22 protein-coding genes and 1 riboswitch are annotated in these 22,151 nt (G+C 73.3%); of the genes, 11 read left to right on the plus strand and 11 right to left on the minus strand.

Annotated features, from left to right (window positions below):
* Positions 1 to 42: 42 nt before the first annotated feature.
* The gene (locus EDD30_RS00350; RefSeq protein WP_123677990.1) at positions 43 to 291 is read right to left on the minus strand and encodes a hypothetical protein; all 249 of its coding nucleotides are present in this window, start codon (positions 289 to 291) and stop codon (positions 43 to 45) included.
* Between the two features lie 215 nt (positions 292 to 506).
* The gene (locus EDD30_RS00355; protein WP_071807833.1) at positions 507 to 1,391 is read right to left on the minus strand and encodes a helix-turn-helix domain-containing protein; all 885 of its coding nucleotides are present in this window, start codon (positions 1,389 to 1,391) and stop codon (positions 507 to 509) included.
* A gap of 263 nt (positions 1,392 to 1,654) precedes the next feature.
* Between EDD30_RS00355 and EDD30_RS00360 the strand changes: the two genes are divergently transcribed.
* Positions 1,655 to 3,067, plus strand: a complete 1,413-nt coding sequence (locus EDD30_RS00360) for an amino acid permease (RefSeq protein WP_071807834.1) — start codon at positions 1,655 to 1,657, stop codon at positions 3,065 to 3,067.
* Between the two features lie 8 nt (positions 3,068 to 3,075).
* Here EDD30_RS00360 and EDD30_RS00365 read toward each other — a convergent pair whose 3' ends face one another.
* Genes EDD30_RS00365 through EDD30_RS00375 form a run of 3 tightly spaced genes read right to left on the minus strand, consistent with a single transcriptional unit; the run spans position 3,076 to position 5,014 of the window.
* A complete protein-coding gene (locus EDD30_RS00365; RefSeq protein WP_071807827.1) occupies positions 3,076 to 4,194 on the minus strand; it encodes a CaiB/BaiF CoA transferase family protein in 1,119 nt (372 codons plus the stop codon).
* The gene (locus EDD30_RS00370; protein ID WP_071807828.1) at positions 4,191 to 4,394 is read right to left on the minus strand and encodes a DUF1918 domain-containing protein; all 204 of its coding nucleotides are present in this window, start codon (positions 4,392 to 4,394) and stop codon (positions 4,191 to 4,193) included. The genes EDD30_RS00365 and EDD30_RS00370 overlap by 4 nt, the downstream gene beginning before the upstream one ends.
* On the minus strand, positions 4,391 to 5,014 hold the full coding sequence (locus tag EDD30_RS00375) for a universal stress protein (protein ID WP_071807829.1): 624 nt from the start codon (positions 5,012 to 5,014) through the stop codon (positions 4,391 to 4,393). Before EDD30_RS00375 ends, EDD30_RS00370 begins: the two co-directional genes overlap by 4 nt.
* 120 nt (positions 5,015 to 5,134) lie before the next feature.
* On the opposite strand from EDD30_RS00375, the gene EDD30_RS00380 reads away from it, so the two are divergent.
* Complete coding sequence (locus EDD30_RS00380; RefSeq protein ID WP_071807835.1) at positions 5,135 to 5,689, plus strand: HD domain-containing protein; 555 nt, start codon at positions 5,135 to 5,137, stop codon at positions 5,687 to 5,689.
* 6 nt (positions 5,690 to 5,695) lie between these two features.
* On the opposite strand, the gene EDD30_RS00385 is transcribed toward EDD30_RS00380, so the two are convergent.
* Complete coding sequence (locus tag EDD30_RS00385; protein WP_071807830.1) at positions 5,696 to 7,063, minus strand: APC family permease; 1,368 nt, start codon at positions 7,061 to 7,063, stop codon at positions 5,696 to 5,698.
* 116 nt (positions 7,064 to 7,179) lie between these two features.
* On the opposite strand from EDD30_RS00385, the gene EDD30_RS00390 reads away from it, so the two are divergent.
* Positions 7,180 to 7,596, plus strand: a complete 417-nt coding sequence (locus EDD30_RS00390; protein WP_071807831.1) for a universal stress protein — start codon at positions 7,180 to 7,182, stop codon at positions 7,594 to 7,596.
* Positions 7,597 to 7,617: 21 nt separating this feature from the next.
* Here EDD30_RS00390 and EDD30_RS00395 read toward each other — a convergent pair whose 3' ends face one another.
* Positions 7,618 to 7,950, minus strand: coding sequence for an STAS domain-containing protein (locus tag EDD30_RS00395; protein ID WP_071807832.1), 333 nt, complete (start codon positions 7,948 to 7,950; stop codon positions 7,618 to 7,620).
* Between the two features lie 69 nt (positions 7,951 to 8,019).
* Entirely contained in the window at positions 8,020 to 9,267 is a 1,248-nt protein-coding gene (locus EDD30_RS00400) for an aminotransferase class V-fold PLP-dependent enzyme (protein WP_425321266.1), read from the minus strand.
* A gap of 32 nt (positions 9,268 to 9,299) precedes the next feature.
* Positions 9,300 to 9,416: riboswitch (SAM riboswitch) on the minus strand.
* Between the two features lie 117 nt (positions 9,417 to 9,533).
* Between EDD30_RS00400 and EDD30_RS00405 the strand changes: the two genes are divergently transcribed.
* The 3 genes from EDD30_RS00405 to EDD30_RS00415 all read left to right on the plus strand — a co-directional run bounded on the left by EDD30_RS00405 (position 9,534) and on the right by EDD30_RS00415 (position 12,590).
* Complete coding sequence (locus tag EDD30_RS00405; protein ID WP_071810108.1) at positions 9,534 to 9,770, plus strand: chaplin; 237 nt, start codon at positions 9,534 to 9,536, stop codon at positions 9,768 to 9,770.
* Positions 9,771 to 9,936: 166 nt separating this feature from the next.
* Positions 9,937 to 11,541 (plus strand): methyl-accepting chemotaxis protein, encoded by a 1,605-nt coding sequence (locus EDD30_RS00410; RefSeq protein ID WP_071810109.1) that lies wholly within the window; start codon positions 9,937 to 9,939, stop codon positions 11,539 to 11,541.
* A gap of 8 nt (positions 11,542 to 11,549) precedes the next feature.
* Complete coding sequence (locus EDD30_RS00415; RefSeq protein WP_071810120.1) at positions 11,550 to 12,590, plus strand: BMP family lipoprotein; 1,041 nt, start codon at positions 11,550 to 11,552, stop codon at positions 12,588 to 12,590.
* Here EDD30_RS00415 and EDD30_RS00420 read toward each other — a convergent pair.
* Together EDD30_RS00420 and EDD30_RS00425 are read right to left on the minus strand one after the other, a co-directional pair.
* Positions 12,587 to 13,561 carry a DUF6461 domain-containing protein gene (locus EDD30_RS00420; protein WP_071810110.1) on the minus strand — a complete coding sequence of 325 codons (975 nt, stop codon included), beginning with the start codon at positions 13,559 to 13,561 and terminating at the stop codon, positions 12,587 to 12,589. The two genes, EDD30_RS00415 and EDD30_RS00420, sit on opposite strands and share 4 nt — an antisense overlap.
* A gap of 37 nt (positions 13,562 to 13,598) precedes the next feature.
* Positions 13,599 to 14,681 (minus strand): glutamate-cysteine ligase family protein, encoded by a 1,083-nt coding sequence (locus tag EDD30_RS00425; RefSeq protein ID WP_244945049.1) that lies wholly within the window; start codon positions 14,679 to 14,681, stop codon positions 13,599 to 13,601.
* A 98-nt stretch (positions 14,682 to 14,779) separates the two neighbouring features.
* Here EDD30_RS00425 and EDD30_RS00430 point away from each other — a divergent pair, with 98 nt between their 5' ends.
* The 5 genes from EDD30_RS00430 to EDD30_RS00450 are packed head-to-tail and all read left to right on the plus strand — an operon-like array spanning position 14,780 to position 20,403.
* Positions 14,780 to 16,477 carry an ABC transporter substrate-binding protein gene (locus EDD30_RS00430; RefSeq protein ID WP_071810112.1) on the plus strand — a complete coding sequence of 566 codons (1,698 nt, stop codon included), beginning with the start codon at positions 14,780 to 14,782 and terminating at the stop codon, positions 16,475 to 16,477.
* Positions 16,474 to 17,364, plus strand: a complete 891-nt coding sequence (locus tag EDD30_RS00435; RefSeq protein WP_071810113.1) for an ABC transporter permease — start codon at positions 16,474 to 16,476, stop codon at positions 17,362 to 17,364. Before EDD30_RS00430 ends, EDD30_RS00435 begins: the two co-directional genes overlap by 4 nt.
* The gene (locus EDD30_RS00440; protein ID WP_071810114.1) at positions 17,361 to 18,350 is read left to right on the plus strand and encodes an ABC transporter permease; all 990 of its coding nucleotides are present in this window, start codon (positions 17,361 to 17,363) and stop codon (positions 18,348 to 18,350) included. Before EDD30_RS00435 ends, EDD30_RS00440 begins: the two co-directional genes overlap by 4 nt.
* A complete protein-coding gene (locus EDD30_RS00445; protein WP_071810115.1) occupies positions 18,347 to 19,936 on the plus strand; it encodes a dipeptide ABC transporter ATP-binding protein in 1,590 nt (529 codons plus the stop codon). Before EDD30_RS00440 ends, EDD30_RS00445 begins: the two co-directional genes overlap by 4 nt.
* 29 nt (positions 19,937 to 19,965) lie before the next feature.
* Positions 19,966 to 20,403, plus strand: coding sequence for a DnaJ family domain-containing protein (locus EDD30_RS00450; RefSeq protein ID WP_071810116.1), 438 nt, complete (start codon positions 19,966 to 19,968; stop codon positions 20,401 to 20,403).
* Here EDD30_RS00450 and EDD30_RS00455 read toward each other — a convergent pair.
* Positions 20,400 to 22,118 (minus strand): DUF6114 domain-containing protein, encoded by a 1,719-nt coding sequence (locus EDD30_RS00455; protein ID WP_071810117.1) that lies wholly within the window; start codon positions 22,116 to 22,118, stop codon positions 20,400 to 20,402. The two genes, EDD30_RS00450 and EDD30_RS00455, sit on opposite strands and share 4 nt — an antisense overlap.
* Positions 22,119 to 22,151: the final 33 nt, after the last annotated feature.

Consider the following 22,151-nt stretch of genomic DNA (forward strand, 5'->3'; position numbering starts at 1 on the left):
ACTCTCAAAGTCCTGTTTTATGGCCGGGATCACGACGCGCGGTCAGGGACGGCTGTTGCGGGGCAGCGCGGCGAGGCTGCGGCCCCGGACCAGGGCCTGGCGGCGGCCGATCTCGCGTCCGTCGGCCGTGACCTCGACGCCGTCCACCTCGTACCAGTTGTCGTTGTCGTACAGCACCGGCCGGTTCCAGTCGATGCGCTCGACGCGCATCCGCAGGGTGCCGGCTCCGAACCGGTAGTCCGACTCGGGGAAGTGACTGACCGGGGCCGCCGGGCCGCGATTCCTGTCCATCCATCGCTCCATGGTCACCGCGTCCGTTCGCCCGGACGCCGTGCTCGCCGTCGTCGCCGATCGTCGGCGACGGCGCCCCATAGCGGGCACGCGCCCAAGCATGGCCATATGCGCAGGCCGATGCAAGTACTGCTGCACGTGCATATGCACATTGAGTCGGAAACGGAAGGTTCGGCGATGCGTCGTGTACCGATCGGTGGACACCGGCCGGATGGTCAGCCTGCCGGACCGGCGGTCTCGTCGAGGATGGCGCGCAGCATCGCGGGCGTGCGATCGGGCGGTTCGGCCGCCACGCAGGCGCGTTCCATCGTCTCGAAGTAGTGGTCCACATCGTTCGGCTTGTCGAGATAGAGCGCGCTGGTGAGCTGCTCGATGTAGACGATGTCGGAGAGCTCCGGCTCCGCGAACCGCAGGATCGCGAAGGGCAGGCCGGCGTGGGCGTGCGACGCGGCTCCCAGTGGTGCGACCTGAATGCGGACGTTCGGCAGGTCCGCGGCTTTGATCAGGGCCTCGAGCTGGCCGCGCATGACCGCCCGCCCGCCGACCGGGCGGCGCAGCACGGTCTCGTCCATCACCGTCCAGAACTGCGGCGGGTTCGCCCGGTGCAGCACCCGCTGGCGGCCCAGCCGCAGTGCCAACCGCCGGTCGATCTCGGTGGCCGGGAGCCCGGCGTGCCCGCGGGCGATCACCGCACGGGCGTAGTCGCCGGTCTGCAGCAGCCCGGGGACGAAGTGGACCTCGTACGAGCGGATCAGTGCCGCCGCCTCCTCGAGGCCCAGGTACGCCAGGAACCACGGCGGCACGACGTCGGCGAATTCCTGCCACCACCCGGGCGTGCTGGCCTGCCGGGCGAGCGTCAGCAGGTCGTCGCGCTCGTCCTCGGGCACGCCGTAGAAGGCGAGCAGGTCGGCGACGTCGCGCTCCTTGAACGGCACCCGGCCGAGTTCCATCCGGCTGATCTTCGACTCCGAGGCGCGGATCTCCCAGCCCGCGGCCTCCCGGGTGATCTCGCGGCGCTTGCGCAGGTGGCGGAGCTGGGCGCCCAGCCGGATGCGCAGCACCAGGGAGCCGGTGCCGCCGTCTGTGCCCAGCGCGGTCATCCGCTTCACCCCGATCGGCCGTCCGTCCCCTCGCGAGGTGTTTTTACCGGATGCACGTGCATCCAAACGTGCATCTTCACCGGATGATGCGCAGCCACCTGCACGATCATAGGGCCGCGCGGCCGCGCGTCCACATCGTTCACCCTGTCGCTGTCGCGTTCCATCTACATTCATGGATGCGCCGGATCCGGATGCGTGATAGATCGATGGCAGAGGCGGCCCGGTCGGCGGCCGCCGTGGCGTACCGCAAGGGAGCGTGGGCCATGACGACGACACCGGAACGGTTCGGCCGTGGAACCGGGATGTTCCGGCGCAAGCCGGTCGAGGACATCACCGACGAGCGGGAGACGGACCTGTCCCGGTCCCTGGGCCTGTGGCAGCTCACCGCGATCGGCGTCGGCGGCATCATCGGCGCCGGCATCTTCGCGCTGGCCGGCGCGGTTGCCAACGAGACCGCCGGACCGGCCGTGCTGATCTCCTTCCTGCTGGCCGGCGTCGCCAGCGCCGCCGCGGCACTGTCCTACGCGGAGTTCGCCGGTTTGATCCCGAAGGCCGGCTCCGCCTACACGTACGGCTACGTCGTGCTGGGCGAGATCGTGGGCTGGTTCATCGGCTGGGACCTGCTGCTGGAGTACACGGCCATCGTGTCCGTGGTCGCGATCGGCATCTCCGGCTACTTCTCGTTCCTCATGGGCGAGCTCGGCGTCGGCCTGCCGGCCTGGATGCTGGGTGCGCCCGGAACCGGGGACGGGCACGTCGTGGACCTGTTCGCGGTGCTGCTGTGCCTGCTGATCGCGTACCTGCTCAACCGGGGGATCCGGGCCGCGGCCCGCTTCGAGACGGCGGTGGTGGCGCTGAAGGTCGCGGTGGTCCTGCTGGTCGTCGCGGTCGGCGTCTTCTACATCCGTACGGAGAACTACCAGCCGTTCTTCCCGTTCGGCGTGAGCGGGGCGATCACCGGCGCGGCCACCGTGTTCTTCGCCGTCTTCGGCTACGACGCGATGAGCACGGCCGCCGAGGAGTCGCGCGACGCCCGCCGGCACCTGCCCCGGGCGATCATCTATTCACTGGTCTTCTCCATGGTGCTCTACGTCGCGGCGACGCTAGTGCTGACCGGCATGCAGAACTACCGCGACATCGACCCGGAGAGCGGCTTCTCCTCGGCCTTCGCCGCCGTCGGCCTCTCCGGCCTGGCCGACGTCATCGCGGTCGGCGCGATCGTCGGCATCCTCACCGTCATGTTCACGTTCATGCTGGGCGTCACCCGCATCTGGTACGCGATGAGCCGCGACGGCCTGCTCCCCGGCTGGTTCGCCCACCTTCACCCGGTGCGCCGGGTGCCGAGCCGGGTGACCTGGATCGCCGGCGTGGCCTCCGCCGTCATCGCGGGCTTCCTGCCCATCCGTGAGGCGGCCGAGCTCACGAACATCGGCATCCTGCTCGCCTTCGTCGTGGTCTGCATCGCGGTGATCGTGCTGCGCTACCGGCGCCCGGACCTGCCGCGCTCCTTCCGGCTGCCCCTGATGCCGGTGATCCCGGCGCTCGGGGTGATCTTCTCGCTCTGGCTCATCACGTTCCTGGCCCCGGTCACGTGGTTGCGCTTCGGGGTGTGGTTCCTGCTGGGGTTGGTCATCTACCTGGCCTACGGCCGCCGCCACTCGGCTCTGAACCGCTGACCTGCTCCTCAGCGGTTCCACTCGTCGAGCACGGCCGACACCTCTACCCGGTCCCGGACCGGGTCCGGTGCCGGCCGCGGCGCGGCGGCGGGGGTGCGGCCGAAGCGCGGCGCGGGGGCGGGCTGCACCTCGGCGCCGACGTCCACGAAGGTGCCGCGTGCCGTGTGGTGCGGGTGGCCGGGCGCCTCGGCGGGCGACAGCACCGGGGCCACGCACGCGTCCAGGTCCTCGAAGACTTTCGTCCACTCGGCCCGGGTACGCCGGGCGAACCGGTCCGCGAAGCGTCGCCGCAGCGCGTCGCGGCCCGCCGGATCGTCGCGGTCCGGCAGGGTGGCGTCGCCGTCCAGGCCGAGCCCGGCGAGCAACTGCGCGTAGAACGCCGGCTCGAGCGCGCCCACGGCCATGTGCCCGCCGTCGGCCGTGGCGTACGTGTCGTAGTAGGGCGACCCGCCGTCCAGCAGGTTGGTGCCCCGCGGCCCGGACCACTGACCGGTGGCGATCATCCCGTGCAGGAAAGCGGTCAGCAGCGCCGAACCGTCCACCATGGCCGCGTCCACGACCTGCCCCGCGCCCGAGCGTTCCCGTTCGAGCAGGGCGGCGAGCACGCCCACGGCCAGCAGCATGCCGCCGCCGGCGAAGTCGCCGAGCAGGTTCAGCGGGGCGTGCGGGGGCTGGCCGGCCCGGCCGAGCGGTTCCAGGGCGCCGGACAGCGCGATGTAGTCGATGTCGTGCCCGGCCCGGTGCGCCAGCGGTCCCTGCTGGCCCCAGCCGGTCATCCGGGCGTACACCAGGCGGGGGTTGCGCTCCAGGCACACGTCGGGACCGAAGCCGAGTCGTTCGGCGACGCCCGGCCGGTACGCCTCCACGAGCACGTCGGCGTGCGCGGTCAGCCGCAGCAGACCGGCGACGCCCGCGGGCGACTTCAGGTCCAGGGCGGTGACCCGGCGGCTGCGGTGCAGCGGGCCGCGCGCGGGCGGTGCGAACCCGCCGCCGGGGCCGGGCCGGTCGACGCGCACCACGTCGGCGCCCAGGTCGGCGAGCACCATGCACCCGAACGGTGCGGGCGCCAGACTCGCGAGCTCCACCACCCGGACCCCGGCCAGCGGCCCCTGGGCGGGCCCGCTCACGACGCCGGGTGGCCCGTCCCGGGCTCCACGCGCGCCTCCGGCCCCGGGAACACCAGGGCCTCGTGGCCGCTGTCCTCCCAGTGCACGCGGTACGGCGGGGTGCCGTCCGGGTGGGGCACCTCGACGATCACGCCGACCCGCCGCGGATCGCCGACGTGGATGCCTTCCAGGACGAGCCGGTCACCGACGTGCGCGTTCATCGTTCCTCCAGCGAGTGGTCGCGGTCCCGGCGGGCCGGGACCGGGTGGGGTGCGGCGCCGCGCGGCGCCGGCACCGAGGGGGTGGGAGCCGCGGGGATCACCACGGCGAGCGGGCAGTGCGTCGTCCCGAGCAGGCCGCGTGCCGTCCGGCCGACGGACTCCGCGGTGTCGCCACAGCGCCCGCGTGCGGCCACCACGAGCAGTGAGGCGCCGGCGCTCAGGGCGACCAGCGCCCGCACCGGGTCGTCGTCGTGCAGGATCTCGCGCTCGGCCTCGGCGGCCACCTCGGCGGGGAGGTGATCGTAGAGGACCGCGGACAGCAGCCGGTCGGCGTCGGACATGCGGGGACAGCCCCGGACGCCCGGGCGGGCGTCGCCGCGCGCTCCCCACACGTGCACGACCCGCAGCGGGACCGACCGCCGGCGTGCCTCGGCGGCGGCGTACCGCAGCAGCGGGCCGCAGTTGCCGTCGTCGTCCACGGCCGCGACGACGGCGGCCCCTGATTCGCGGGACGCTCCGATGACGACGGTGGTGCCCGGTTCGGCGGCCCGGACCAGCGCGAGATTCGTCGCGTCGGCGTCGTCGGACCGCGAGCCGGCCGCGGAGAGCCCAGTCGTCATCGATCACTCCTCGTGCTCGCGTCCTCACCAGTATCCGACAGGGCATGTGACGGAGTCCACTTAAGGCTTCGCTCATGACGGCGTCACGTGCCGTTCATCTCGACGGGCGACCATCCATCGATGACGGTACGCACACCGGTCCTCGCCGCGTCCGCCCGCGAGATCGCGGAGGCGCTCCTCGCCACGATGGGTGACCGCTGGCGGCATACCCGGGGCGTGGCCGAGCGCGCCGCCGAGCTGGCGCCCGCGCTGGACCTCGACGCGGACGTCCTCGTCGCCGCCGCCTGGTTGCACGACATCGGGTACGCCCGCGAAACCGTCGTCACCGGCTTCCACCCGCTCGACGGCGCCAACCACCTCGCCGCGCGGGGCTGGCCGCTGTCCGTGACCGCGCGCGTCGCCCACCACTCCGGCGCCCGGTTCGTCGCCGCGGCGCGCGGGCTGGGGGAGCGGCTCGCCGCATACCCGTACGAGGAGGGCATGCTGTCGGACGCGCTGACCTACGCCGACCAGACGGTGGGGCCGCGCGGCGAACGGGTCACTCCCGCGAGGCGGCACGAGGAGATGCTGTGCCGGCACGGGCCCGAGTCCTGGAACGCCAAGGTCGACCACCTGCGCGGGCCGTATCTGATCCGGGTCGCCGACCGCGTCGAGCGGCGCATGCGGGCGCATTGACGGCCCTCAGTCGCCGGTGAGGCGGCGGTGGGCGTACGTCGCCGCCCACAAGACCACGCCGACGAGCAGCAGGACGCCCGCCACGCGGTAGTCGCTACCGGCGCGGCCGGAGAGCGGGCTCGCGAGGTACGCGCAGAGGACCGCGCCCAGCACCGGGATGGCCGTCGGCGCGCGGAAGTGCCGGTGCTCGACCCGGTCGCGCCGCAGCACCAGCACCGCCACGTTGACGATCGTGAAGACGCAGAGCAGCAGCAGCGAGGTCGTCCCGCCCAGCGCCGCCAGGTCGGCGAACCAGATCAGCGCGAACGCGACCAGGGTGGTGAAGACGATCCCCACCCAGGGGGTACGCCGGGAGCGGTGGACGAGGCCGAGCACCCGGGGTAGCACCCGCTCGTTGGCCATGCCGTACAGCAGGCGGCTGGCCATCAGCATGTTGATCAGCGCGGAGTTGGCCACCGCGAACATGGTGATGAAGGCGAAGACGGTCAGGGGGAACGCCGGCGCGCCCGCGGACACGACCTTGAGCAACGGCGCGTCGCCCTCGCCCAGGTCCGTCGGGGAGACCAGCGCGACCGCCGAGATCGCCACGAGCACGTAGATCAGGCCGGTGATGCAGAGCCCGGTCAGCATCACCTTGGGGAAGATCCGGACCGGGTCCCGGGTCTCCTCCGCCATGTTGACCGAGTCCTCGAAGCCGACCATGGCGAAGAACGCCAGGGCCGTCGCCGCGGTCACGGACAGCACGGCGCTCTCGCCCGGCGGAGCGTCGAACTCGACCAGCCGCGACAGATCGCCCTCGCCGCCGCCGAGCGCCCAGGCCCCGATGCCGATGACGATCAGCAGGCCGGTCAGCTCCACCAGGGTCAGCACCACGTTGACCTTGACGCTCTCGCCCACGCCCCGGAAGTTGACCAGCGCGATCAGGGTCATGAACCCGACCGCGACCGCGGTCAGCCCGAGCCCCGCGCCGATCGACAGGTCGAAGGCCTGCGCGAAATTGCCCGCGAACGCCTTCGACGCGCTGGACGCCGAGGTCAGGCCCGAGCACATCACCGCGAAGGTGACCATGAAGGTCAGGAAGTGCACCCCGAACGCCTTGTGCGTGTAGAGCGCCGCGCCCGCCGCCCGCGGATACTTGGTCACGAGCTCGAGATAGCTGAACGCGGTCAGCAGGGCCACCGCGAAGGCGAGCAGGAAGGGCAGCCACACCGCGCCGCCGACCTCGGCCGCGACCTTGCCGGTGAGCGCGTACACCCCGGTGCCGAGGATGTCGCCGACCACGAAGAGCAGCAGCAACCCGGGCCCGATGACCCGGTTGAGCGCCGGCTGGCCGGACGGGGTGGTGGTCGCCTCCGGAGTGCCCGCCTCTGCCATGGCCGCGTACCTCCGGTCGTGTGCCGCGGTGGTGTTGTCGTTCGAGCCTCGTACACATCGGCGGATCTGTCGAGTGTGGCTTGTCCCGGGGGGAGCCGTGCACCAGGATCGATGTCATGCGCATCGTGCTCGCCGCGAACCCGGAGGCCGACCAGCCCTGGGTCGCCGACGCCGCCGCGGACCTGGCCCGCCAGACCGGGGGAACGGTGGCGGTGGTCGCGGTGGACGAGGTGGAGCTCGAGCGGCTGGCGGCCGCGCCGCGCAGCGTCTTCACCGCCCGCGCCGAGCAGGCCGCGGCGGCGGCCGCGGAACGCCTGGCCGCCGCCGGCGTCGAGGCGTCCCGGACCGTGCTGTCCGGCCGCGCGCTCGAGCGCATCCTCGAGTTCGCCGAGGAGCAGGGCGCCGACCTGATCGTGGTCGGCTCCAGCACCCGGCCGGCGGTGACGCAGCGCCTGCTGGGCAGCGTGCCGCTCGATCTCATCAAGAGATCGCCGCGCCCGGTCGTGGTGGTCACCCACCCGCCGTCGCCCTGACCCGTCGCGGCGGATGCGCCGTCAGTCGAGCGGCGGCAGGCCGAACACGTCGGCCAGGCCGGTCACCTGGATCGCCTTGCGCACCGGCTGCGACGGGTTGATCAGCGTCAGCGTGACGCCCTCCGCGGCCGCCGAGTTGCGGGCGCTGACGAGCGCGCCCAGGGCGTAGGAATCGATGAACGTCAGCCGGCTGACGTCGACGTGCAGGCGGCGGCAGCCGGTGCCGCGGGCGGCCGAGGCGAGGCTGTCGCGCACCTCGTCGGCGCAGTCGAGGTCGAGGTCTCCGTCGAGCGCCGCGGCGAGCAGTCCGTCGGGAGTGACCGGCTCGTACGCGACCAAGGTGTTCCTGGACATCTGAGCGAGGATAGCCGGGTTCGGGCCGGTCGGCTCGCCGGGCCGGGGCCGCGCACCGGACGCCGTGCGCTACGAACGGGCCGCGGTGAGCGTGGCGAGGGCGGACACCAGCCGGTCGATGTCGTCGTCGCGGGTCCCCAGGCCGAAGCTCACGCGGAGCAGGCTCGGGGACCCGGCCTCGCACGGCGCGGCGGCCCGGTCGGCGGTGAGCCTGCGGGTCAGCGGGTGGGCGCAGAACTGCCCGGCGCGCACGCCGATTCCGTACTTGTCGGCGAGCTGGGTGGCCACGACGGCCGGATCGCGGCCCGGCAGGGCGAGCGACACGATGCCGACCCGGGGCGCGGCCCCGCGGAACGCGGTCACCTCCACCGCACCCGGCACCGACGCCAGCCCGGTGCGCAGCCTCGCCAGCAGTTCCTGCTCCCGCTCGTGCAGCGCCGCCCGGTCGGCGCGTCCCAGCGCCGCGCACACGGCGCCGAGGGCCGCCGCGCCCAGCAGGTTCGGGGTGCCGCCCTCGTGCCGCGCCGGCCCGGTCGCCCAGGTCACCTCGCCCGGTCGGTCGCCGACCGTCGCGCTGGCGCCGCCGCCGCTGAGGTACGGCTCGGCCGCGTCCAGCCAGTCGGCCGCGCCCGCCAGCACACCCGCGCCGAACGGGGCGTAGAGCTTGTGCCCCGAGAACGCCACATAGTCGGCGCCGAGGTCGGCCAGGACCACGGGGGAGTGCGGGGCGAGCTGGGCGGCGTCGACGGCCACCCGGGCGCCGTGGGCGTGCGCCACGGCGGCGATGCGCTGCACCGGCCACACCTCCCCGGTGACGTTGCTGGCGCCGGTCACCGCGACGAGCGCGGGTCCGCGCACGGTCGCGAGCGCCTTCGCCACGGCCTCCACCGCCGCGTCCGGGGTCTCCGGGCAGGCCAGGCGCAACTGCCGCGGCCACGGCAGCAGGTTGGCGTGGTGCTCGCCGTCGAAGACGATCGTGGTGGTGCCGGCGGGCAGGGCGCGGGCGAGCAGGTTCAGCGCGTCGGTGGTGTTGCGGGTGAAGACGACGGCGTCGCTCGCCCGGGCGCCGACGAACGCGGCCACCCGCTCACGGGCGCGCTCGTACGCCAGCGTCGAGGTTCGGGCGCGGACGCCGGTGCCGCGGTGCACGCTGCCGTACCAGGGGAGCAGGCCCTCCACGGCGTCCGCGGCGGCCCGCACGCAGGGTGCCGACGCGGCATAGTCCAGGTGGGCGAAGCGGATGCTCTCGCCGTTGGCCAGTGCCACGTTGGCGTTGGGGTCGACGACGTCCAGGTCGTGTCGCACGGTCAAGATCACAGGAACCTCCACGGGGTCGGGGACCCCGCCGGGGCCCGCGCTTGCCCGCGTCGTCATCGACGCCGGCCCGGTCCTCACCCGGGGCACCCCATCGCGGACGCAAGGGTTGCCGGCCAGCTAGCCGGGGCTTGTCGCTGGCACTCATGACCAGTGCCGACCGTAGCAGACATCCCCCCAGAGGGTTGTACCGCCGAAATGACCACCGATTGTGATAACGGAACTACGGTGAGTCCTGGCATCTGTCGGAAAAGAGCGAAAGGTACGACATGAAACTGGTCAAACGTCTGGCAGTCGGCGCCGGTGTAGCCGCCGCGGCACTCGTGCTGAGTGCGGGACCCGCGAGCGCGCACGACGACGACGACCACAACGGCAACACCAACGTGGGCCTGCTGAACGGCAACAGCGTCGAGATCCCGGTGCACATCCCGGTCAACGTCTGCGGCAACGGCCTCGCGATCCTCGGCATCGCCAGCACCGCCGCCAGCTGCGTCAACGACGACTGACGACGCCGGTACCGGCAACGGCGTCCGGAACCGGGTGGCACGCAGGATCACCCCGCTCCGGGCGCCGCGCCGTGAGATCGGCTCAAGCCCTCAGCCGCGGTGACCGGGTGCCGATCGGAGAAAGGGCGGCAGCTATGCGCCGTCACCCAAGCGGAGGGATGACCACGTGCGGCGGTTCTCTATCGGCACCCGGTTGTTCGGGACCTTCGCCGCTGTCCTCGTGCTGCTGCTCGGCGTCGCCGCGATGGGCTTCGCCACGATCGTCGCCCAGCGGGGGTCCGCCAACGACGTCCGGCGGCTCGAGGTGCTGACGCGGCAGGCGGAGGAGATCAAGACCCACGCCGCCACGCTCAACGGCTGGCAGGCGAGTTACATCAACGACATCTACCGGCTCGGCGCGGGACGCGCGATCGGCGGCGACTCGGTCGCCTTCAAGGCCTGGCAACAGGAGCGCGACACCTTCAAGACGTTCCTCTCCCAGGTGGACGCCGCTGCCTTCACCGGCGCCGAGAAGGAGCTGTTCCAGCAGGTCGGCGCCGAGCTGGACACCTACGTCGCGGTCAACGACAAGCTCGTGGCCGCGTACAAGCCGGGCACCCCGCAGGCGCTGTGGAACGCCGACCAGATCGCCATCAACGACAGCTTCAACAGCTACTACCGGATCATGGTCCACTCGCAGAAGCTCGCCAGCTCGGTGGACGCCCGCAGCGTCCAGGCCGTGCAGGTCGCCGCCGACGACGCCGAGCGCGCGCAGTGGGTCATCGGGATCGCGACCATCGTGGCCCTGCTGCTCGGCGCGGGATCCGCGTGGGTCGTCACCCGCAGCATCGTGCGCCCGGTCGGCGCCGCCCGTGACGCGCTGCGCCGGGTGGCCAATGGTGACCTCACCGAGACGCCGAAGAGCAAGTGGCACGACGAGGTGGGTCAGATGGCCGCCGCGCTCGGGCAGGCGGTCGACTCGGTCCGTGCCATCGTCTCCGACGTCGCCGTGCAGGCCGACGCGCTCACCCGTACGTCCGCGGACCTGGACGCCGTCTCGGCGGCCTTCGCCAAGAGCGTCGGTGACACGTCGCTGCAGGCGGACCTGGTCGCCGGCGCGGCCGAGGACGTCAACCGCAACGTGGACACGATGGCGTCGGGCTCGGAGGAGATGGGCATCTCCATTCAGGAGATCTCGCGCAACGCCACGGACGCCGCCAACGTCGCCGCCGAGGCGGTCGCGGCCGCCGAGACCGCGAACGGCACCGTCGCCAACCTCGGCTCGTCGTCGTCGGCGATCGGTGACGCCGTACGGCTGATCACCAGCATCGCCGAGCAGACCAACCTGCTCGCGCTGAACGCCACCATCGAGGCGGCCCGCGCCGGCGAGCTCGGCAAGGGCTTCGCCGTCGTGGCCGGCGAGGTCAAGGACCTCGCGCAGGAGAGCGCCAAGGCCGCGGAGGAGATCGACGGCCTGGTCAAGGCGATCCAGGGCGACACCGAGGCGGCCGTGGTCGCCATCGGGCACATCGGCGGGGTCATCGCCCGCATCAGCGACTACCAGACCAGCATCGCGGGCGCCGTCGAGGAGCAGACGGCCACCACCGTCGAGATGAGCCGCGGCGCCGTGGCCGCCTCCAGCGGTACGGCCAGCATCGCCGAGAACATCCGTGCCGTCGCCGCCGCGACCTCGGTCACCTCGGCGGAGGTGGCCCGCGCCCGCGAGGCCGCGGCCGAGCTGACCCGCATGTCCACCACGCTGCGCGACGCCGTCGGGCAGTTCCGGTACTGAGGATGCAGATGCGTAGAAGGATCACCGCCGCCCTGCTGGCCGCCGCCGTCGCGACGCTGTCGGCGTGCACCGCCGCGCCGGTCCACGACAAGACCGACACCAAGCTGATCGGGCTCGGCCGCGAGGCGATCCACGTCGGCATCGCGTACGACCACGCGGGCCGCGGCGACAAGAGCTTCAACGACGCGGCCGGCCAGGGCATCGACCGGGCGAAGAAGGACCTGCTCGTCCAGGCGACCGAGGTCACCACGAAGTCCGAGGACGACGAGGGCCGCTCGGCGGCGCTGCGCGAGCTCGTGCAGGCCGGCAGCAACCCGATCATCGCCGTCGGCTTCCTCTACGCCGGCGCCGTCAAGACCGTCGCCGCGGAGCACCCGGACCGGCTGTTCGCCATCATCGACGACGACTCGGTGCAGGCGAAGAACGTGGTGTCGCTGATCTTCGCCGAGGAGCAGGGCTCGTTCCTGGTCGGCGTGGCGGCGGCGCTGGCCTCCAAGAGCGGGCGCGTGGGCTTCATCGGCGGCGTCGACGTGCCGGTCATCCGCAAGTTCTGGGCCGGCTACGAGGCCGGCGCGAAGAGCGTCGACTCGAGCATCCGGGTCGACAGCCGGTTCCTGACCAAGCCGCCGGACTTCAGCGGCTTCGGGTCGCCGGACAAGGGCAAGGCCGCCGCGGCGGCGATGATCGACGACGGCGCCGACGTCGTCTACTCGGCCGCGGGCGGCTCCGGCCAGGGCTCGTTCGAGGCCGTGGCGGCCGCCCAGGGCGTGTGGGCGATCGGCGTCGACAGCGACCAGTACGCCTCGGCCGAGGGCAAGGTGAAGAGCCGGATCCTGACCTCGATGCTCAAGCGCGTCGACAACGGCGTCTTCCAGGAGATCCAGGCGTTCATCAAGGGCGACCGCTCCGGCGGCGTCCGGCGCTACGACCTCAAGGTCGACGGCCTCGGGTACGCGACCTCCAACCCGGCCATCAAGAAGTACGTCTCCGGCATGGAGAAGGCCCGCTTCCGCATCCTGAGCGGAGCGGAGAAGGTCCCGACGAGCTAGGGGGCCCGCAGGGCGGCGACGGTCCCGGCCTGGATCTCCTCCGCGCCGGGCCCGGCGAGCAGCGGCCGGAGGGCGGCCCGCAGCGCCACGACGGCGTCGCGGCCGAGCACGCCCCGCAGCGCCACCGCGAGCGTCCGCAGCTCCGTCGGGGGTCCCTCCAGCCAGCGCCGCACCTCGCGGCCCAGCGCCGAGTCCATCGTGACCGGCCGCCCGGCCCCGCGCGCCGCCTGCTCCAGGGCCTCGGAGAGGCCGGGCGCGTCCGCGACGCCGAGGGCCCCGGCGAGCCGGCGAACCTGGGCGACCGCCACCTCCCACCGGCGCTCCTCGCCCGCCGCATCCACCGCGGCGAACACCTCGGCGAACCGGCGACCGGGACGCAGCAGGTCGCCGGGACGCGCCGGGCCGACGAACCACGGCTCGATCCGCGCGGAGAGCCGGGAGACGCCGAGCGGGTCCTCGGGGATCCGTGCGCCGGTGAGGCGCTGGGCCAGGACCATCGCCCTGGCCTCGGCGTCGCGCCACGTCTCCTCGTCCTCGCCGGCCGGCTCCCGCAGACCGATCGCCCGCATCAGATGCCGCAGCAGCTCCGGGTCGGCGCCCCAGGTGAGTTCCGGCGACGGGTACGCCGGGTCGAACGCGACCGACGTGGTGCCGGCCACGGCATAGGTGAACCGGGGCGACGCCGCGTCGTCGCGCAGCACCGACAGCGCCTCCGTGCCGCGGGAGACCGCCTCCAGCAGCACGTGGTCGGCGCCCTGGGCGCCGCCCGGCTCGATCACCACGCTCCACCGGCCGAGGCCGATCGCGGCGGCGGCGCCGTCGAGCTCGGCGCCGGTGCGCTCCGCGACGGTGTCCGGGTACGCGCCCATCCGGGCCAGGGCGGTGCGCTCGTCGGCGCCCTTGACGAAGGTCAGGCAGAACCGCGGGCCGAGTTCCGCCGCCCGGGCCCGGGCGTACGCGAGGTCATCCACGCCCGAGAGCCTACGGCCCGGGCGGCCGCAGCCCAGCTCAGCGGTGGTGTGGCGCGGTGGCGCGGTCCAGGATGTCGTCGGCAGGGCAGCGGCCGCGCATCACGTAGCGCTCGATGAAGGTCGCCACCGCGTCCCGCAGCTCACGCTCGGCGCCCAGCCGGGCGAGCCCCTCGTACGCCGCCACGAAGCATGACCGCGCGGCCACGCCCAGCAGGGGATCGGTCAGGGCGTCGCGGGACGCGCGTTCCCACAGGCCCGGCGTGGTCCGCAGCGGCTCGACGGCCGTCAGCCCCCGGGCCGCCGCCGTCGGGTCGTCCATCAGCGCGGCGGTGACCGCGATCGGGATCCGCCAACCGGCGCCCGGCTGGCGGTCGGCCACGTCGATCTCGAGGTGCCGCCGGGCGGCGATCGGCGGCCGGAACGTCCGCAGGTGGCGGCCGAGGCCGGCGAGGCCCGGGCGGTGGCCGGACGCGGAGCGGGTCCACTCGCGGAAGGTCCGCGAGGTGCGGGCCACCGGCGCGTCCAGCACCCGGGCGGCCCAGTCCGCGCGGGGGTCGGCGGTGCACGGCGGCAGCCGCCGCAGGGCCTGACGGTTGCTGCGCCAGCCGGTCGGCCGCCCGTGCCGCAGCGGGGAGTTGGCGAACGCGGCCGCCAGCACCGGCGCCAGCGCGTGGGCCAGGGCCCAGCGCCGGCGCAGGCCCAGCAGCCCGTCCTCGTCGAGACCCGCCTCGAGGGCGACGCGCACGCCCGCGGTGGCCCACGCCGCGGAGGCGCCCGGCGCGGCCGGGTCGACGGTGTCCGACGCCTCCTCGAGGATCGCCAGGCCGTGGCCGCCGAACAGCGGCAGCGGCAGCGCGAGGTCGTCGGTCAGGCGCGCGAGGGCCGCGTCGATGCCCGGCGACGGCGGCCCGCTCACGACGGCGACCCGGGGCGATCGCGCCGTCAGATAGCCGTGGCGCAGCCGGGGCCGCTCCTCGACCAGAGATCCCGTCAGCGAGCCGGGCAGGCCGGGCTGGGACAGCAGCAGGTCCACGGCCGCACCGACGAAGCCCGGCCGTGCGGGGGCGAACGCACTGCCGGCGAGGAGGATCTCGGCGGCCCGTTCCGTCAGCGGCATCATGGTCCGGAATCCTATCGCACCCATAGGGATTGTGGGTAGCGTCTCCCCTGATATCGATCGGCTTGCATTGCCTAGCAGGAAAGTAGGTAAGGTGGGCCATGCGCAGACACGTGTCCCTCGTTCTCGCCGCGACGCTGATGGCCGGAGCCCTCTCCGCCTGTCAGGGCGGCGGTGGTGGCGGCGGTTCCTCCGCGGCCTTCGACCCCGCAACCTGCCAGGGCGGCACACTGTCGGTGCTCAACCAGGGCGGCATCACCCACCTCGACCCGGCCCGCCTCTACACCTCCGGCGGCGGCAACATCCCGTCGCTGCTGTTCCGCACCCTCACCACGCGCAACCGGCTGCCCGGCGATGCCGGGACCAAGCCCGCCCCCGACCTGGCCACCGACCTCGGCACGCCGTCGGACGGCGCCCGGACGTGGACCTACAAGCTGCGCGACGACATCCTCTTCGAGGACGGCACGCCGATCACCGCCGCCGACGTCAAGTACGGCATCGAGCGCTCGTTCGCGCCCGAGCTGCCCGGCGGCGCTCCCTACCTGCGGGACTGGCTGGCCGACGCCAGCGGATACCAGGGGCCCTACAAGCAGCCCGAGGGGCTCAAGGCCATCGAGACGCCCGACGAGCGGACGATCGTCTTCCGGCTGCGCAAGCCCGAGGGCGACTTCCCGTTCCTGGCCACGGCCACGCAGTTCGCGCCCGTGCCCAAGGGCAAGGACAAGGGCGTCGGCTACGAGAAGCACCCGATCTCGTCCGGGCCGTACATGGTCGAGGCGTACGAGCAGAAGAAGACCCTCTCGCTGGTCCGCAACCCACACTGGAAGCGCTCGTCGGACACCCTGCGGTACGCCTGCCCCGACAAGATCAAGGTGACCGCCGGCCTCGACGCCGCCGTCATCAACCAGCGGCTGAGCACCGGCGCCGGGGCGGACGCCAACGCCGTCACCACCGACGCGGTCGTCGGACCCGAGCAGCTCGTCCAGCTCGGCACCGGGTCCGAGCTGGACCGGCGGGTGGCCCGCGGCGAGTTCCCGTCGACCACGTACCTCGCCTTCGACACCACGCAGAAGCCGTTCGACGACGTGCGGGTGCGCCAGGCGCTGTCGTACGCGATCAACCGCACCTCGGTCGTCAACGCGCTCGGCGGCAGCGCGGTCGCCGGCCCCTCGACCACCTTCCTGCCCCCGCAGACAGCCCTGGGCCACCAGCCGTACGACTACTTCCCGGCCGGCGACACCGGCAACCCGGCCAAGGCCAGGGAGTTGCTCGCCGCCGCGGGGCACAGCGGCCTCGCCATCGAGCTCGCCCACGAGAACGACGACGCGCAGGGCCTCGGCCCGAAGGTCGCCGCCGCCGTGCAGGAGGCGTTCAAGCAGGCCGGCGTGACCGTCACGCTGAACGCCATCGACAGCGCCACCTACCGCGACGTCACCGGCAAGCCATCCACCCAGCCCGCGTTGTCCCTGCAGAGCTGGGGCGCCGACTGGCCCTCCGGCGGCCCGTTCCTGATTCCCATCTTCGACGGCCGCCAGATCATCGAGGCCGGCGGCAACTTCAACCTCGCCCAGTACGACGACCCGGCCGTCAACGCCGAGATCGACGCGATCAACGCGCTGACCGATCCGGCCGCCGCAGCGTCGCGCTGGGGCGCCCTCGACGCCAAGCTCGGCAAGCTCGCCCTGGTCCTTCCGCTCACCCATCCCAAGGACGTCTACCTGTACGGCAAGAACGTGAAGAACGCCGTGCCGGACGGCTGGCGGGGCACCTACGACCTGGCCCGGATCTCGGTCAAGTGACCGTCCTGCGCCGCCTGCTCGACGACCGCGCCTTCCTCACGGGCGCGGTCGTCGCCGCGATCATGGTCCTCGTCGCCCTGATCGCGCCACTGCTGACCGCACTGTCCGGGCAGGACCCGACGACCTTCCACAGCGAACTGCTCGACTCCGCCCGCGGCGGCGTGCCGATCGGCCGCTTCGGCGGAATCAGCGGCGAGCACTGGCTCGGCGTCGAGCCCGGCACCGGCCGCGACCTCTTCGCCCGGGTCGTGTACGGCGCCCGCGTCTCCCTCGGCGTCGCGGTCTCGGCGCTGCTGCTGCAACTGCTGCTCGGGGTGGGCCTGGGCGTCGCCGCGGGTCTGGGCGGGCGGTGGGCGGACGCCGCCCTGAGCCGCCTGGCCGACCTGGTGCTCGCGTTCCCCAGCCTGGTGCTCGCCATCGCCCTGCTCGCCATCGTGCCGCAGAGCTGGCCCCGTCCGGCCCTGCTGGCCGTGGTGATCGCGGTGCTCGGCTGGGGCGGCATGGCCCGCATCACCCGGGGCGAGACGCTGTCGCTCAAGACCCGCGACTACGTGGCCGCCGCCCGCGTCTCCGGGGCCGGGCCGCTGCGGGTGGCGCGCCGGGAGATCCTGCCCGGCCTGGCCGCGCCGGTGCTCGCGTACGCGGCCCTGGTGCTGCCCGCCAACATGATCGCCGAGGCCGGGCTGTCGTTCCTCGGCGTCGGGGTCCGGCCGCCGACGCCGTCCTGGGGGCAGATGCTCTCCAGCGCCACGACGTGGTTCCGCGCCGACCCCGCGTACGTGTGGATCCCCGGCGGTCTGCTCTTCCTCACCCTGCTGGCCTTCGTGCTGGTAGCCGACGGCGTCCGTCGCGTCCTCGACCCCCGCCAGAGCGAGCTGCTGCGGTGATCGGCTACCTGCTGCGCCGCGGCGGCGGCGCCGTGCTCGTCCTCCTCGGACTCTCCGTCGTCGTCTACGGGCTGTTCTATCTCGCCCCGCAGGATCCCGCCGTGCTCACCTGCGGCAGGGGCTGCACCCCGGAACGCCTCGCCGAGGTCCGCGCCGCGATGGGTCTCGACCGGTCGGTGGTCGCCCAGTACGGGGAGTTCCTGCGCGGGCTGGTCCTCGGCCGCGACTATCCCGCCGGGCCGGAGGTCCGGCGCTGCCCGGCGCCATGCCTGGGCTACTCCTTCGAGACCGACCAGCCGGTCACCGCGCTGCTCGCCGACCGGCTGCCCGTCTCGGCGTCGCTGGCGCTCGGGGCCGAGGTCCTCTCGCTCGTCGTCGGCATCGGCGCGGGGCTGCTCTCCGGGCTGCGCCGCTTCCGCGTCCTCGACCGGTTCGTCAACGGCCTCGTGCTCGCCGGCTACGCCGTCCCGGTCTTCCTCGTCGGGATCTTCCTGCTCATGCTCTTCTGCGTCCAGTTGCAGTGGTTGCCGTTCCCCACGTACGTGCCGTTCGGCACCGATCCGCTCGCCTGGGCGCAGAATCTGCTGCTGCCGTGGATCGCCCTGGCGGTGATCCAGTCCGCCGCGTACGCCCGGCTCACCCGCGCCGGGGTGCGGCAGACGCTCGCGGAGGATCACGTGCGCACGGCCCGGGCGTACGGCTTCACCGAGCGCCGCATCGTGTTCCGCCGGGCGCTGCGCGGCGCCCTGGTGCCGCTGGTCACGCTCACCGCCGTCGACGTGGCCGCCATCATGGCCAGCGCCGTGCTCACCGAGACCGTGTTCGGCCTGCCGGGCGTCGGCCGGCTCCTCGTCGGCGCGGTCAACCAGATCGACCTGCCGGTCGTCGTGGGGGTCACCCTGCTCACCGGCTTCCTCGTCGTCGTGGCCAATGCCGTCGCCGACCTGCTGTACGCCGCCGTCGATCCGAGAGTGCACCTGCGATGACCCTGCTGTCGGTGCGCGACCTGCGCATCAGCTTCGGCGCGACCCGGGCGGTCGACGGCCTCTCGTTCGACCTCGCCGCGGGCGGCGCCCTGGGCCTGGTCGGCGAGTCCGGCTCCGGCAAGAGCGCCACCGCGCTGGCCCTGCTCGGCCTGCACCGCGACGCCACCCTCGGCGGGCGGATCGACTTCGACGGCACCGACCTCACCACCGCCACCGAGCAGCGGCTGCGGGCGGTCCGCGGCGCCGGGATCGCGATGGTCTTCCAGGAACCGCTCACCGCGCTCAGCCCTTTCCACACCGTGGGGGACCAGATCGCCGAGGTGTACCGGCTGCACACCGGCGCGACCCGACGGGCCGCCCGGGAGCGCGCGGTCGAGGTGCTCGGCCGGGTCCACATCCCGGAGCCGGCGCGGCGCGCGGGTGCGTACCCGCACCAGTTCTCCGGTGGCATGCGCCAGCGCGCCCTGATCGCCATGGCGCTGGCCTGCCGTCCCCGGCTGATCGTCGCCGACGAGCCGACGACCGCCCTCGACGTCACGGTGCAGGCACAGATCCTCGACCTGCTCGACGAGGTCCGCATCACGACCGGTGCCGCCCTGCTGCTGATCAGCCACGACCTGGGGGTGGTGGCCGGGGCCACGGAGTCGGTCGTGGTCATGCGCGGCGGCGTCGCGGTCGAGGAGGGGCCCACCGCCACCGTGCTGACCACGCCGCGGGCCGCGTACACGAAGGCCCTGCTCGCGGCCGTGCCCCGGCCCGGACCGCCGCGGACGATCGAGGGCGAGCCGCTGCTGCGGCTGCGCGGCGTCCACAAGCACTTTCCGCAGCGGCGCCGCCGCTCCCTGCGACGCCCCGCACCGGTGCGAGCCGTCGCGGACGTCACCCTCGACGTCCGGGAGGGTGAGACGCTCGGCGTCGTCGGCGAGAGCGGCACCGGCAAGACCACGCTCGCCCGGATGATGGTGGGCCTGATCCGCCCCGGCGCCGGCACGATCACCTTCGCCGGCACGGACGTCGCCCGCCGGCGGGGCCGCTCGGTGCAGATGGTCTTCCAGGACCCGATGTCCTCGCTCAACCCGCGTCGCACGGTGGGGGAGAGCATCGCCGACCCACTGCGCCTGGTCGGTGAGCCGGCACCCCGCGCCACGGTCGAGGACCTGCTGGTGCGCGTCGGCCTGACCCCGGACGCGTACGACCGTTACCCGCACCAGCTCTCCGGCGGCATGCGCCAGCGTGTCGGCATCGCCCGGGCGCTGGCACCGCGGCCCCGGCTGATCGTCTGCGACGAGCCCGTGTCGTCGCTCGACGTCACCACGCAGGCGCAGGTCCTGGCGCTGCTCGAGGACGTCCGGCGCGAGTTCGGCCTGACGCTGGTCTTCGTGTCGCACGACCTCGCCGTGGTGCGCCGGATCTGTGACCGGGTGGCGGTCCTGCACGCCGGCACGGTCGTGGAGCTGGGCGACGTCGCCGAGGTGTACGAGCGGCCGCAGCATCCGTACACCCGCGAGCTGCTGGCGGCGGTGCCCGTCACCGATCCGCAGGAAGCCCGCCGGCGCCGGGAGGAGCGCCGGGCGCTCGTAAAGTAGCTGTGCCGGGCGCTCGTAAAGTGTTGGTCATGGTGGGCTGTTCAAGGGGGTCTGGCTTCGGTTCTCCGCCGCGGGAAGGCTCTGAGTCGCATATCGATCGCAAGATCCGCGAGGCCCAGGAGCAGGGGCAGTTCGACGACCTGCCCGGCGCCGGCAAGCCGTTGAGCGACCACGGCCGGGAGTACGACGAGGACTGGTGGATCAAGGAATGGCTGCGCCGCGAGGGTGCCACCTCCGGAGCGCTGCCGCCCACGCTGGCGCTGCGCCGCGAGGCCGAGGACCTGCGGGAGACGGTCGATCGGCGCACGTCGGAGGCGGACGTGCGCCGGTACGTGGCGGATCTCAACGAGCAGTTGCGCAAGGCGCGGGCCGGCCTGCTGGACGGCCCGCCGGTGCTGCTGCCGCCACTGGACGCCGACGAGGTCGTCCGCGGCTGGCGCGAGCGCCGGGCGGAGCGTACGTCCTAGGACTTCTCGGTCAGTTTCAGCGGCTCGGCGGTGAGGGTGTCGCAGCGGACGAAGGCCAACTGGATCTTCACGTCGGTGAACCACAGGATCGGCAGGGTCAGCGGCGGCGGCTTGTCCGGGGTGAAGGTGACCGGGATGAGGCCGAACAGCTTGCCCTGGAACCTCGGGGTGTAGAAGCGGACGTTGCCCTCGGTGATGAGCTCGTCGCTGTTGATCACCGTGCTGGCCCCGCTCTGTTCGGGGACGGTGAGCTGGAACGGCTTGGTCACCGTCTTCCTCATGCTGAACTTCAGGGCCTTGATGGTGCCCTCCGCCGTCGGCAGGTCGCTCACGCCGTCGTAGGTCGAGTTGTACATCGTCAGCGACTTGCTCTCGAGGATGCCGCCGCCCAGCGACACCGTCGGCACGTCGTCCGGACCGGCGACCTTGAAGACGCGCGGACCCAGGCAGGGGATGTCCGGCAGGCTCGGCGTCGGCGCGGCCGACGCGGGCGTGGAAGCGCTCGCCGAGCCCGTGGGCGTGCCGGGGGCCGGGTCGTCCGAGGCGTCCGGGGCCGGCTTGCCGGGGGTCGTCGGCTCGGCCGGCTCGGCCGGCCCCGGGGCGGACGGCGCGGGTGCGGGTGCGGGCGGGGCCGACGGCGGCGTGCTGGGCTCGCCGGCCTCCTCGGCCTTCCCGGCCTCCTCCGTGGCCTCTGCCGCGTCCGCGGCGTCGTCGTCGCCCAGGCCGAGCAGGTCACCGACGCCGTCGACGAGGTTGTTCCAGCCCTCGACGATGATGTTGCCGGATTCCCCGTCACCCTCCTCGGCGTCGTCCGCCTTCGCCGGCGCACTGTCGCTCGGCGAGGACGGGGTGGCACCGCGGCGGGCCGCCTGCGGCGCGGAGGTCTTGGTCGTGGCCGTCTTCGCCTTCGCGGCGGACCCGGAAGGGGAGAGTGAAGCGGACGACTGTCGCGCGGCCTCCTTCTTGGCGGCCGCGGCCGGGCGGGACGGCAGTCCCTCCGGGCACTCCTCGTCCGCGCGGGCCGGAGTCCGGCCGCTCGTCACGACGATCGCGCCCACCACCAGCGGCACCAGTCCGATCGCGAGCGCCTTGCGGTGCACGCCGCCGAACGGCCGGGGCTGCTGGCCCGGGTCGTCGTCCGGGCGCGCCTCGCCGCCCTGGAAGCCGGGCACGATTCCGTTCTGGCCGTTGTGGCCGGCCGGGCGCAGCACCGCGGTCTCGTCCGGGTCGGGCCCCCGGTCCTGCGGCGCCGGCTCGTCGTACGCCGTCCGCGGCTGCGCCGCATCGCCGTCCGGGTCGGCGGGGTCGGCGGCCTCGTCGACGTCGGCCGGGATCGGGATCTCGGGCTGCGGCCGTTGCGGCGTCCAGGCCAGCACGAGCGCGCCGCCGAGGATGCCGATGAGCATGCCGACGGCGAAGCCGCCCAGGTTGAGCCCGATCAGCGAGTAGACCGCGGTCAGCAGCCCGAGGATGCCGTAGAAGATCCGCTGGCCCGGCGTTAACCAGGTCAGCAGCCCGCACAGCAGAAGCAGCAAGGGCAGCAGATAGGACAGGAAGCCCTCCGGCCCGAAGTGGACCTGCAGATCGCCCAGCGTCAGGTTGGCGCTGAGGAACAGCTCCAACCCGGAGAGCAGAAACAGGAGACCGCCCCAGAATGGCCGGGTGCGCCGCCAGTGGCGGAAGCCGCCGCCGGCCGTGGTCCTTGGTGTTGCCACGTACTCCTCCGATTCAGGTGGTGCTCAGCCGCC

The organism is Couchioplanes caeruleus (assembly GCF_003751945.1).
In the GTDB taxonomy this organism is placed as follows: Bacteria; Actinomycetota; Actinomycetes; order Mycobacteriales; family Micromonosporaceae; genus Actinoplanes; species Actinoplanes caeruleus.

Bases quoted from the DNA above. Each gene is read 5' to 3' on its own strand.
- EDD30_RS00375 (WP_071807829.1), bottom strand. From the start codon at position 5,014: ATGACGACTGGGCTCTCCGCGGCCGGCTCGCGGTCCGACGACGCCGAC.
- EDD30_RS00445 (WP_071810115.1), top strand. From the start codon at position 18,347: ATGACCCTGCTGTCGGTGCGCGACCTGCGCATCAGCTTCGGCGCGACC.
- EDD30_RS00385 (WP_071807830.1), bottom strand. From the start codon at position 7,063: ATGGCAGAGGCGGGCACTCCGGAGGCGACCACCACCCCGTCCGGCCAG.
- EDD30_RS00380 (WP_071807835.1), top strand. From the start codon at position 5,135: ATGACGGTACGCACACCGGTCCTCGCCGCGTCCGCCCGCGAGATCGCG.
- EDD30_RS00390 (WP_071807831.1), top strand. From the start codon at position 7,180: ATGCGCATCGTGCTCGCCGCGAACCCGGAGGCCGACCAGCCCTGGGTC.
- EDD30_RS00355 (WP_071807833.1), bottom strand. From the start codon at position 1,391: ATGACCGCGCTGGGCACAGACGGCGGCACCGGCTCCCTGGTGCTGCGC.
- EDD30_RS00430 (WP_071810112.1), top strand. From the start codon at position 14,780: ATGCGCAGACACGTGTCCCTCGTTCTCGCCGCGACGCTGATGGCCGGA.
- EDD30_RS00415 (WP_071810120.1), top strand. From the start codon at position 11,550: ATGCGTAGAAGGATCACCGCCGCCCTGCTGGCCGCCGCCGTCGCGACG.
- EDD30_RS00425 (WP_244945049.1), bottom strand. From the start codon at position 14,681: ATGATGCCGCTGACGGAACGGGCCGCCGAGATCCTCCTCGCCGGCAGT.
- EDD30_RS00450 (WP_071810116.1), top strand. From the start codon at position 19,966: ATGGTGGGCTGTTCAAGGGGGTCTGGCTTCGGTTCTCCGCCGCGGGAA.
- EDD30_RS00370 (WP_071807828.1), bottom strand. From the start codon at position 4,394: ATGAACGCGCACGTCGGTGACCGGCTCGTCCTGGAAGGCATCCACGTC.
- EDD30_RS00350 (WP_123677990.1), bottom strand. From the start codon at position 291: ATGGACAGGAATCGCGGCCCGGCGGCCCCGGTCAGTCACTTCCCCGAG.
- EDD30_RS00395 (WP_071807832.1), bottom strand. From the start codon at position 7,950: ATGTCCAGGAACACCTTGGTCGCGTACGAGCCGGTCACTCCCGACGGA.
- EDD30_RS00360 (WP_071807834.1), top strand. From the start codon at position 1,655: ATGACGACGACACCGGAACGGTTCGGCCGTGGAACCGGGATGTTCCGG.
- EDD30_RS00405 (WP_071810108.1), top strand. From the start codon at position 9,534: ATGAAACTGGTCAAACGTCTGGCAGTCGGCGCCGGTGTAGCCGCCGCG.